The organism is Paracoccus amoyensis (assembly GCF_014490725.1).
GTDB lineage: Bacteria > Pseudomonadota > Alphaproteobacteria > Rhodobacterales > Rhodobacteraceae > Paracoccus > Paracoccus amoyensis.
In genome coordinates this window covers 1-11044 of sequence record NZ_JACOQL010000012.1, presented here as the reverse complement: position 1 = coordinate 11044, position 11044 = coordinate 1, and the positions used below count along the sequence as shown (strand labels likewise).

General features: G+C 62.8%; 11 protein-coding genes and 1 pseudogene. 2 read left to right on the top strand and 10 right to left on the bottom strand.

Annotation, left to right across the window (positions count from 1 at the left end; all coding sequences use genetic code 11):
* Nucleotides 1-115 precede the first annotated feature (115 nt).
* The 9 genes and pseudogenes from H4P12_RS19115 to H4P12_RS18405 form a co-directional block, all read right to left on the bottom strand.
* Complete coding sequence (locus H4P12_RS19115; protein WP_281390507.1) at nucleotides 116-250, bottom strand: hypothetical protein; 135 nt, start codon at nucleotides 248-250, stop codon at nucleotides 116-118.
* Nucleotides 251-258: 8 nt separating this feature from the next.
* The gene (locus H4P12_RS18440) at nucleotides 259-1512 is read right to left on the bottom strand and encodes a DNA methyltransferase (RefSeq protein ID WP_187795092.1); all 1254 of its coding nucleotides are present in this window, start codon (nucleotides 1510-1512) and stop codon (nucleotides 259-261) included.
* Between the two features lie 469 nt (nucleotides 1513-1981).
* Nucleotides 1982-5371 carry a DEAD/DEAH box helicase gene (locus H4P12_RS18435; protein WP_187795091.1) on the bottom strand — a complete coding sequence of 1130 codons (3390 nt, stop codon included), beginning with the start codon at nucleotides 5369-5371 and terminating at the stop codon, nucleotides 1982-1984.
* Between the two features lie 129 nt (nucleotides 5372-5500).
* Nucleotides 5501-6152 (bottom strand): annotated as a pseudogene (locus H4P12_RS18430) (hypothetical protein).
* Nucleotides 6149-7111, bottom strand: a complete 963-nt coding sequence (locus H4P12_RS18425) for a helix-turn-helix domain-containing protein (RefSeq protein ID WP_187795090.1) — start codon at nucleotides 7109-7111, stop codon at nucleotides 6149-6151. Before H4P12_RS18425 ends, H4P12_RS18430 begins: the two are co-directional and overlap by 4 nt.
* A complete protein-coding gene (locus H4P12_RS18420) occupies nucleotides 7108-7506 on the bottom strand; it encodes a VRR-NUC domain-containing protein (RefSeq protein WP_187795089.1) in 399 nt (132 codons plus the stop codon). The genes H4P12_RS18425 and H4P12_RS18420 overlap by 4 nt, the downstream gene beginning before the upstream one ends.
* Entirely contained in the window at nucleotides 7503-7757 is a 255-nt protein-coding gene (locus tag H4P12_RS18415; RefSeq protein ID WP_187795088.1) for a hypothetical protein, read from the bottom strand. Before H4P12_RS18415 ends, H4P12_RS18420 begins: the two co-directional genes overlap by 4 nt.
* Before the next feature lie 5 nt (nucleotides 7758-7762).
* Nucleotides 7763-8023 carry a helix-turn-helix transcriptional regulator gene (locus H4P12_RS18410; RefSeq protein ID WP_187795087.1) on the bottom strand — a complete coding sequence of 87 codons (261 nt, stop codon included), beginning with the start codon at nucleotides 8021-8023 and terminating at the stop codon, nucleotides 7763-7765.
* A 150-nt stretch (nucleotides 8024-8173) separates the two neighbouring features.
* Entirely contained in the window at nucleotides 8174-8371 is a 198-nt protein-coding gene (locus tag H4P12_RS18405; protein WP_187795086.1) for a hypothetical protein, read from the bottom strand.
* Between the two features lie 145 nt (nucleotides 8372-8516).
* Between H4P12_RS18405 and H4P12_RS18400 the strand changes: the two genes are divergently transcribed.
* Nucleotides 8517-9098, top strand: coding sequence for a hypothetical protein (locus tag H4P12_RS18400; RefSeq protein ID WP_187795085.1), 582 nt, complete (start codon nucleotides 8517-8519; stop codon nucleotides 9096-9098).
* 38 nt (nucleotides 9099-9136) lie between these two features.
* Here H4P12_RS18400 and H4P12_RS18395 read toward each other — a convergent pair whose 3' ends face one another.
* The gene (locus H4P12_RS18395; RefSeq protein WP_425498240.1) at nucleotides 9137-10312 is read right to left on the bottom strand and encodes a tyrosine-type recombinase/integrase; all 1176 of its coding nucleotides are present in this window, start codon (nucleotides 10310-10312) and stop codon (nucleotides 9137-9139) included.
* A 356-nt stretch (nucleotides 10313-10668) separates the two neighbouring features.
* On the opposite strand from H4P12_RS18395, the gene H4P12_RS18390 reads away from it, so the two are divergent.
* Nucleotides 10669-11044 (top strand): contractile injection system protein, VgrG/Pvc8 family (locus H4P12_RS18390; RefSeq protein ID WP_281390506.1); only part of this gene is annotated, 376 nt, incomplete at its 3' end.

The following is an 11044-nucleotide window of genomic DNA, read 5'->3' as shown; positions in this document are numbered from 1 at the left end:
GATCGATGCCGATGATGGTAGCTTTCTTCATGGATGCCTCCTTCCATTTCCTTGCGTTTGACACTTCAAGGTCTGGCACATCGCGATGCCGTCGGGGAGGGAGGCATCCACCCCATCACAGTGCGATATCCGGGCAGGGCGAGCGTGAGGCCGAGGTCGATCCCGCCAGCACCGGAGCAGAGGGAGAGCCCGAAGAGGCATGCATCATCGGTCCCGGAAGCGCATCCGGAGGCAGGTAAAGCCAGGTCATTCATGGTCTCAGCGTCTTGTGGCGGTCAGATCGACGAAGGTTTGGTCGGTGCCACCCAGCACCGCAGCCTGGCCCGTCAGGTTCTGCCAGCGGGCAATGGCGACATCGACATAGGCGGGGTTCAGCTCGATGCCGTAGCAGACCCGGCCGGTGGTCTCGGCGGCGATCAGCGTGGTGCCGGATCCCATGAAGGGTTCGTAGATCGCCTGTCCTGGACTGGAATTGTTCAGGATCGGGCGGCGCATGCATTCGACCGGCTTCTGGGTGCCATGCACGGTTTCCGCATCCTGATCCTTGTTGGCGATCTGCCACAGCGTGGTCTGCTTCCGGTCGCCCGCCCAATGGCCCTTGCCGCGCTTCTTCACGGCGTACCAGCAGGGCTCGTGCTGCCAGTGGTAATCGCCCCGGCTCAGAACCAGCCGGTCCTTGGCCCAGATGATCTGCGAGCGGATATCGAACCCGGCCGCGATCAGGCTGTCGGCGACGGTGGTGGCGTGCAACGCGCCGTGCCAGACATAGGCCACATCGCCCGGAAACAGCGCCCAGGCTTCGCGCCAGTCGGCCCGGTCATCGTTCAGCACCTTGCCGGTGCGTTTGGTCTTGGCGGCGCCGGTGGCATTGCGCCAGGTGGGGTCGTATTCAACCCCATAGGGCGGATCGGTGACCATCAGCAGCGGCCGGACATCGCCGAGCAGCTTTGCCACCACATCGGCGGACGTGCTGTCGCCGCAGATCAGCCGGTGCAGCCCAAGCCGCCAGAGATCGCCCGGCACCGAGACCGGATCGGCGGGCGGCTCGGGCACCTCATCCTCGCCCTCCGCCGCGCCGTCTTCGCCGAGATCCGGATCCTGCAGCAGGGCTTCCAGCTCATCCTCGGCAAAGCCCAGCAGCGAGAGGTCGAAATCGTCGGCCAGCAGGCCAGCCACCTCGTCGCGCAGCAGGCTTTCGTCCCAGTCGCCAAGCTCGGTCAGCTTGTTGTCGGCGATCCGATAGGCCCGGCGTTCGGCCTCGTCGAGATGGCTGAGCCGGATCACCGGCACTTCCGAAAGCCCCAGTTCCGCCGCCGCCAGCACCCGTCCATGACCGGCAATCAGGTCGCCATCGTCACCGACCATGCATGGCACGGTCCAGCCGAAGCGGGCCATGCTGGCCGCGATCCGGGCGACCTGATCGGGCCCGTGCATCTTGGCGTTCCGGGCATAGGGGCGCAGCCGCGCGATCGGCCAGAACTCGATCTGGCGCGGCGCGAAGGTGAGGTCCATGGGCAGGGTGGTCCTGTGGTTGAGGTGGCTTCGGGTGGTGGATTCCACCGCTGTGGATTCCGGCTAGATTCCGATTTTGGAATCCGGAAATCCACCCGGCGGGATACTCAAAGCCTTGTTTTGTTGGTCGAAACGGCGCTCAGGATGGCTGCCTGGATTCCGGGTGGCTTCCCCGGTGAAATCGCCTGACGCTAGAAACCTTCCGCGCTGCGCCCCCCGAATACGGATGCTGCCGGGGAGGAACCAAGGCAGGGGGTAGGGCTGGAGGGTCTGAACGAGAGAGCGCCTGAGACGGTCTGTTTTTCTCGCGCTCGTCTCCGATGCTTGGGCTATGAGTCAACAGGGGCACGAATGTCAAACTGTTTTGTTGCCTATCTGTTCTCGGCCTGGCGTCTCGGATATTCGACATTCTTGGAATGCTCTCGTAAATACTGTGGCCCTTGGTGTCCTACCTGCGGTCCACTCAGCACTACAAAACGTCTTCCGCAGCCTCGGTTTTCTCGATCCGCCGCAGCGCATCCTGCGGCGTCAGCACGGGCAGTTCGCGTGCAACGAGGTTGAAGCCGGGCATCTGTGACCACAGTTCGTGGTTTCCCACAGCGTAGAATCGCCTTTTCGCACGGGTCAGCGCGACGTTCAGAAGGTTCGGCTTCGATGCCGCCCAGCCAGCAGCGCCGGGTTTCGTTGCATCGACGCCCAGGACCATGAAGACTGTCTCCTCCTCCTTCCCTTGGAATGTGTGCACCGTGCCGACACGTTGCCCCAGCCATTTGGTAAGCTCGCGTTTGGTCAGCCGCAGATGATGCCAGTCCATTTTCCAGAAAGCTTCTTTCATGGCTGTGGCGACCTCCTTGAAGGGGGAGATCACATAGAGATCCGGCAGTTGTCCTTGCTGCAAGCTCGCTCTGTGCACGAGCTCCGCCATGAACTCCACCTGCGCGGGCACGTTCTGCTTTCCGACGGCCTTGCCCCTGATATCGATCCATGCACTCGGCCCCAGATCGGGGGTGACATCGCCAACGGGCAGTCGCTCTTTACCACCAAATACCATTTTTCCCTGATAGGCGATCTCATTCGCCAGACTGAACATCGGGTCGGAACACCGACGATGAACTCTGAGGGGACTGCCGATCCAGATGGTTTCGTCGCCGTCGGTGGATATGCTGGCCCCGAAGCGATTGGACTGGTCCGCCAGCACCTGCACCGATTTTCGGTCAGGCGACCATGCCCCGTCCGCCGTCGCGGGGGATAGCCGCGCAAGCGTGTCGATCAATCCCTTCGGAAGCGTGAATACTGGCTCGATCTGCAATGGATCGCCAATAGCGACGGCACGGCGCGCGCGCATCAGGGCACCCACGGCCGCTTGTGGCACGGCCTGTCCCGCCTCGTCGATGAACACCCATCCGAGCGAGCCTGCCCCCATGTCGGTGAATTGACGGGCAAAGGATGCGAAGGTGGTCGAAATCACGGGGACCACCATGAACAGGCTTTCCCAGATCGGAGCCGGATCATCGACGATATACCCGTCAAGAAGATGGCCCACAGCGACGATATTGCCGCCAAACCCTCTGCCCGTCTGGATAACTTCGGCAAGCCATGCCTCGTGCAGAGTCAGGGCAGCGCATGTCAGCGAAGACCGCGCGCTGGCAAGCCTTTCGCTGTGCCATAGCCCGGAAATCTGGACCGCTTCCTGTTCAAAATCATCAAGCCCGGTAGCTGGCAGTGTGTAACCTTGCTGGTTCAGATTTTGGAACTCGGCTTCCATACCCCGAAATTTGTCCTCGGCCGCAGCCAGATCGTCGGTGGCCTCTTGCAGGGCAGCGTTCGCCAGCCGCAGTTGTCGGGGTTTCTCGGCATCAGCATTGGCCCGAGCTTCGCCGAGACGTCTTCGAAGGCCAATTTGACGGTCGGCGTTTTCCTGGACCCGCATGCGGTGGGCCTGGGCTGCCGGCCGACCGAGAAGGCGGGACCACCAGACAGGGCGCTGCCGGTCGAGAAGGCGTTCCTCTTCCTTCAGGTCGTCCAGATCCCGTTCCAGAGCGGTCACGAGCTTCTTTGATTGCTCAAGCTCATCTTCCGCATGATCCACGCGGAGGGCCGCGTCCTCCAGCTTGCGGCGATGCCCGGTCACAAAGCTATCGAGCGTGTGCATGGCCAGCACATTGCCAAGTTCGGCAAAGCGGGCAGCTTTGGTCGTTTCCTCCTCGACCAGCTTCGACTGCTCTCGGAATGCTGCCGACGCCTTTGCGAAGCTTGGTCCCGCGTAATTCTTTGCCCACTGCCAGATGGTCAACGGCGAAACGATGTTGCCACCATCCGTCTCGGGTGTTGCCTTGACGGGAATATAAACCCTGTCCCGAAAGAGGCGACGGTTCGCTTTCTTACCCAAGGCTGCGGCGATCAGCCCCCAAGGCCTGTCACGGTCCGGCAGATTTTCGAATGTGCCATCGGGTTTCTGCGTCGCAAGCTTATGCGCAACCGGCCGGAGATAGCCGAAACCCTCTGGCGCGGTTATCGACGAAGCCTTCGGCAGGTCGCGTGAGATGTTTTCGACGGCAGCATTGTTCGAGGATGCCACGACCATTCCGAACCCGGCAAGCTCGTCCTTGAGAATCGAAACCGTCGCCGAATGTCCCTGGCCATCGTCATATTTGATCTTCTGCGTTTCGAATGCTTCGGAGGCTTTCCTGTACCGGCTGAGAATTTCGGCACGCGCGACGATGTTGTCGGCGATGATGTCCCTGAGCAGCGTGGTTTTGCCGGTGCCCGGGGGGCCGTTCACCGAAAACAGGCCCTGTCCATTCCGCATGGCGATCACCTTGTTGATCGCGAATTGCTGCATCAGGCTCATGGCATTGTCAGGCGGGCTCATCCAGCGCCCGCGGTTTGATAGCTCAGGTGAAAGACCCTGACGAACAGCATCCGCCCCGTCTGCGCCGTAGAGGTCGATCGGTGTGTCTTCCGGCCTCGCCATCAGATATGGGGTCAAAGCGCAGAAATCACCACCCTGCTCCACACGGTCCATGGCCGCTTCGAGATCGGTAATGAAGAAGCTGTTCAGAATGCCGATCTGGAGATCGTCTGGCTCTTTAACCTCGTCAATTTCCGTATCCTCGGTGCTTATGCCGACATAACCATCAACGGCAGATGGTTCCGAAACTTCCTCGGGCGACGTGTCTGCCTTGGCTTTACCGGGCTTTGCGTCACCGAGATTGATTTCCACGCAGGCGACAGGGATATCACCCCTTGAAAGCTCGAAATTTGCCCAGGTCTCAAGAGCGGCCAGCACATCAAGGATGGTTGCCTTGGCAAGTGGCGCCGCCATGTCTGCCGATGCGAGGTCGCGGATTCTGCGGAAGTCGTCCTTCAGCCGCTGTTGGCTGCTATGGTAGGCCCGATGGCCAAGAGCGTTCAGGCCGCTCTTGCGACACTGCCCCATCGCCCAGGGAAGCGTAGAAACCTCGATATCGTCAAAATTGATCCCGAATCCGGCCCCGAGGCCGAACTGGGCAAAGCAGCTGCGCCCCTCCGGCAGACCGCGTTCTGCATCCTCGAACGCATCGGCGCCATCGCTTGCAGGTGCCAGTTCGTTGGCGAAGCGTTCAACCGCATCCATGTTGAAGACGCCAGCAAACAGATATGCGCTTGTTATGCGTTTGCCCGGCGGAGGCGTGTATGCGGCAAGCTTCGCGAGATCTTCCTGCAGGTCATCTTCCCGGAGCCATAAAATGTGCTTTCGCTCGGAAGGTTCGACGCGCTTGTCCAGGTCAAAGGGACTGAAGAATTCGAGGCGGTGCCAGAACTGCAGGACATCCGTGAATTGCGCAGATATTGCCTCAGTTTCGGACCTGTTCAACATCTTTTCACCTGAATGCTTTTGGTCGAAAAACACAGATTTCGACTATGGCCAAAGCGATGCAGGAGAGAAACCCTAAACCGTCCTCCGTCTGGCTAAGGCCAGGGTTCGGCATAAGATTTCGATGGCACGTCACGCCCACGGCGCTCGTTTCGGCATCACTGCTGTCACGTCGATACTCCGCAACATGCCGCCGTCGCGCAACCCGTCCCTCACCCAGTCCAGCGCCAGCAACCATTGCGCGTAGTGCCGTCGCGCGGCGGCGATCTGGTCGGGATCCGGCGGCCAGGTGACCGGGCAGGCGCGCAGCTCGACCGTTCGCCACTTGCCGCGCGACAAGACCCGCACGTTGCCGACCGGGACGGTGATCGAACGGGTGCCATGCTGGTTGCGCTTAATTTCGACCGGCACAGCGAGGCACGGCGCCGGGCATCCAGTCCGGGGTCATGCCAGCCCGGGCGAGTTCTGCGATGCGGATCGCCATGCGTAGGCCGCCCAGCGACGTTGGAAGACCTGCCACGCAGGCGGCGATCACCTCGGCATCCTCGTGGGTAGAGCTGTCCGGCTTGTAGCTCCCGCCGTCGATGCGGCAGCCCAGCGCGGCGCGCTGCATGAGCACATATTCGAGGCCGAAGCCGGGGCTGCCGTGGCGTTCGGGGTCGGGCGGTTCCGGCAGTTCCAGCCGGGCTTTCTCGGTGCGAAAGGCCCATTCCAGTGCCTGCTGGATGCCCAGCGCGCGTTTGGCGCGGGCACCGCGTCGCGTAAAGCGGGAATGGATGCTCATGCCACGCCCCGCGCTCTCAGCCGTTCCGCCGTGACCAGCCCGCGCTCCAGCATGGCATTGCGCACGCTGTTCGAGATGGCGTTGGAGGACAGATAGCCATCCCCGTTCACCAGCCCGGCGTAGAAATCCGCGATCTCGTCCATGCTGGCGCGCGGCGTGTCAGCAGGCTTGCCGTTGCGTTTGCGCCGCTTGTCGCACTCGGCGGGTTTCGGGGCCTCGGCTGTCCGTGCCGCCCGCTCCATGGCCCGGTCCAGCGCTCTGGGCCCGTCCGGTGGTTCGGGATGCGTGCTACGGCTGTCCCGGGCCACGGCGATGATCCGGTCCTCGGTCAGGCCGAGATCGGTGATCCAGCGCCGGACATGCTCTCTGGGTGGCCAGCCCCGCCACCAGCCCGGAAGGGCGGTATCGGTGTCCAGACCGAGGGCGTCGAGCAGGTTTCCAAAAAACTCTTCAAATCCATCATCGCGCGCTCGCGCGTCCTCCTCCTCCTTTACTGGTTCCCTTAATGGTTCTCTTACAGGGTTAGTGTCCGGATTTCGGACACGGAAATCGCGATTTTCCGGACACAGGTTGGCTGCACCCGGCGACGTTGGCCGTGCTTCGCCGTCAGGATCATCGCCCGAAAACCCGGGAAAATCGCCATGTCCGAATTCCGGAGACGGGTCCGAATTCGGGCCGTCGAACCCGTCCTCGAAGCCCAGAATGTAGCGGATCGGCTGCTGGCGTTTCGTCACCGGATCGACGTTGGCAAAGCGACGGATCAGACCGGCCAATTCCAGCTTGCGCAGGTGATCGTTGAGGGCGGATCGGCTGATCTCGCAATCGGCGGCCAGCCGCGCCTGGGTCGGAAAGCAGCCGAAATCCGGGTTGTGGCGGTCGCAGAGATGCCAGAGCACGATCTTTGTCGCGGGTTTGAGACCTCGCTGCTGGATGGCCCAGTTTGTCGCGTAATGGCTCATGGGAAGGGCCTCCGGCGCGGGCTCAGCGCCTGGGCGCGGGTGGTGATGCCGTGATCGGCGAGCGCGCCCAGCGCGTCCTCGACCGAGCGGACCAGCGCCCAGCCACAACTCTGCGCCTGCACCCTGTCGCGGAACGCGCGCTGGGTAGGGCTGAGACGGCCGGACGGGCTCTTCACCTCCAGAAACAGCACCTGCCCGCCAGTTAGGACGATCAGATCGGCGAAGCCGGGGAACACCCCCATGCCGGTCAGTATCGCCTGACGCTGGCGTGCGGCTTTGCCGCCCGCGCCCACCTCATTGGCGGAATGGTGGATGATGGCATCGCGCGGCAGCACGATGCGGAGCGTGTGAACGATGGCGCGCTGGATATCGGCTTCCGGGGTGCGGCGCGTCATGCGGCACCGCCTTTCGGCTTCCGGTTCGAAACTGCGATCAGCAGCCCGGCGAGTGCCAGCGCTTCGCGGCGTTCCTGCGGATCCGGGCTATGCGCGGCGATGGCGTGACAGGCGAGGATGATCAGGCTGTCCGGGTGATGGACGAAATCGGCGACAATGCTGCGGGCTTCAGAAAGGCGCTGGGCGGGCCAGTCGGCCGGGCAGGGGCTGCTGGCAACGTGGCATGTATCTGCGGCGGAGATCGGCGTCATGGCGTTCATGCCCGCACCCGTGGTTTGCCGGGCTTGGTATCGGCAACACGGGGCATCTCCTGCGATTGCAGCCAGTCCTGAACGACGCTCATCCGATAGAAAATCTTGCGACCGGCGCGGACGCAGGCCGGACCCTTGCGGCGTCGCTCCCAGCGCCCCAGCGTGTCGACCGTCAGGCCCAGCTCCTGCGCCAGATCGTAGCGGCTGATCCAGCCGCGCAGCAGGCGCGGTTCGATCTCCGGGTCCGCAGCTTTGGGTTGTGTCATGCTCTTGCCTCCTTTTCATGCCGCCCGGGTCGGACGGCTGACGGGAAGAAGAACAATCACATCGGAAGCACCGGCAGAGAGGCGGAAGCTGGCGTAATTGCCGGGAGGTTATGCCACCCCATGTTTTGCTGGGTTTGCGGCGGTTCGCGGCTAATCAGCGTGGTTGGGTGCCGGGTCTGAATGCCGTCGAATGCGGTCGAAACCACAACCGGCGGAATTGATTATGCCGGTTGCCGCCAACAGCATCAGCGCTTGCTGGCGGTGGAACATGTCAAGAACAAAGAGTCCGTTTTCCACAGCCAAATCTTCTTGCCAAATCGCGCTCTGGTGGTGAACAAAGCGTCCCAATCACGCCCGATGCGGTCGGGCGACGCGGGCTTTTTCAAAGCCCGTGATCGGGAGAGATGTGCCTGCATGATCGGAAAATGAAGCAGGTGCCTGGACTTGGGGGAAGGGTGGCCAGCGCCAACGGATACAGGAATAGCAGACAGACATGGCATTGCCGCAACGTGCGTTTTACACGGTCCAGGAGGCCGCGCTCCGATGGGATTGTACATTGGGCGGGCTCGCAGGATGGGCCGCGACCGGACGGCTGGAGATTGTGACAGCGATACGGCCGGTGATTCAGGGCGCCCACATCCATGCCGGCTTCGTCGCAATCCCGGTAACCGACATATTGGGCCTCTTCTGGGGCGGCCCTGAAGCTGCGACCCTGCGGCGTTTTCGCCCCGTCGAGACGGAGGATTGGGTGCTGATCGAAAACCCAGCCGATTTCGTTGAGGTCCGGATCAGCAGTCTGCTGATTGCCGCCGAGGAGATGCAGCGCTTCGAGACCGCGAACGGGCTGATGCGACGCGTCAGCAGCGGTGCCCCGTCACGCCACGACCGGGAGGGTGTGCTGGCTTACCTGATCCGCCGCGTTCATGTCGAAGGTGTGCCTGCGACGCAGGGCGAATGGACTGCCATCGCGCTCGACTGGTTCGCGCAGCATTCTGAAGATGGCGAGGTTCCCGACGAAAGCACGATCCGCCGCAGGCTCGGGCCAATCTGGAAGTCGTTGCAGGAGGATGCGTAGGGCAGGGGGACGTCGCCCAGCGCCGCAGTTGCTTGGGATCAGGCGCACTTGCGCGCCAGATCCTCGGCATCATGCACCAGCACCGGCTTCGGCCGGAAGGCGCTGGCCACGGCATCGACGCCCGCACGCAGGGGCGAATCCATCAGGTGGGCATAGCGCGCTGTGGTCTGGGTCTGGCTGTGGCCCAGAAGCTTGCCGATCATCTCCAGCGAGGCACCGCCGCTGACCAGCAGCGAGGCAAAAGTGTGGCGCAGGTCGTGAATCCGGACATCGGGGATCCCGACCTGTTTCTGGATCTGATGCCAGAACCGCCGGATTTCCTTGACCGGCTGACCCGGCACATCGACGGGAAACAGGAACGGGCAGCCGCGCGGCACAAGCAGCTGGCGCTGGCGGACAATGGCGGCGGCTTCATCCGATATCGGCAGGCGGTGGACCCTGCGCTGCTTGGTCATGCTGGCCGGTTTCGACCAACTGAGATGTTCGAGGTTGAAATGCTCGAACCGCGCCTGACACACCTCGCCGACTCGCGCCCCGGTCAACATGCAGAGCCGGATGATATCCGCCGCGCGCCGATCCTCGGCCGCGTCCAGCGCGGCGGCAAGTTTCCGGATCTCGTCCTGCGACAGAAACCGCTCGCGCGGGTTCTCGATCCAGCGCCGGAAGCCCGAGGCCGGATTGTCCTCGCGCCAGTTCCAGCCCTGCGCGTAGGTGAACATCTTGCGCAGCACTTCGCCGACACGATTGGCGCGGATCGGGGTCGGCTTCGATCCCTGAAGTTTCCGGGCACGATTGTGGGGTTTCGCCTTGTGCGGTCGGGCGCGGCCTTCTGCGATGCGGTTCAGCAGCTTTTCCACATCATAGGGCGTGATCTCGGTGACGAGGCGGTTTTTCCAGTCCGGGCCGACCAGCTTCGTGAGCATCGAACGCTGATCCGAGGCATTGGTCGTGGCCAGATTGGGCAGATGCACCTCGGCATAGCGTTCGATCAGATCCTTCACGCGGGGCGCGTCTCGTCCGTCCTCCTTGGCGCCCAGCGGACCGCCTCCGGCATCGATATCGCGGCGCAGCTCCTTCGCCCGCTCCCGCGCCGCAGCCGTGGACCATTCCGGCCAGCGGCCCAGCGTCATCCGCCGCTGCCGCCTGGCATGACGGTAAGCCAGCGTGAAGGCCCGGTTGCCAGAGCGGTAGATGCAGATCGCGAACCCCCGCACCTCGCTGTCGAAGATCTGATAGTCCCGGCCCGGTTCCGGTGTCGCCTGCCGATTTCTCGTTCAACCTCAATCGCTTCACCATGCCCAGCGCCTCCATCTTGCATCCCCCATGAGGCTCAGCCCCGCACGCATGGCAAGTCATACATCGCGCCTTGGACCGGCGGGGAGGCGGAAGGGGGCGGAAGTCGGGGGTATCGCGCCACCTCACGTTCTGCCGGGCGTGATGGGCTGCTGATCGGGGGCGGGATATAATCGACAGGAGCGCCGGCACAGCCTTTCCAGCGGGTATTCAGAGCGGTTCTGACCGGCTATAAACACAGCGGGTTATTATTTGTTGATTTCGATTCGGAGGTTTTATGAACGCTCCTTTCAGCCAGGCCGAGCGGCTGGGTCGTCTGACCACGGAGCTTGGCGCCGATGTTCTGGTTCTTCTGCGTTTCGATGGCAGCGATCATCTCAACGACCTTTTCGAGTATCGCGTCGAGGCGCTGGCCACCCGTGACGATCTGGATTTCGATGCGCTCGTCGGCACCCATGCGACGGTGGAGATTGACGCCCATGACCAGCTGCGGCCCTTCGACGGCATCGTCACCTCCGCCCGGTGGGCGGGCGTGGGCGAGAACGGGCATCGCTATGATCTGACGCTCAGGCCGTGGTTCTGGCTGGCCGGACGTCGCCGCAACCAGCTGATTTTCCATAATAAGACTGTGGTGCAGATCCTGCAGGAACTGC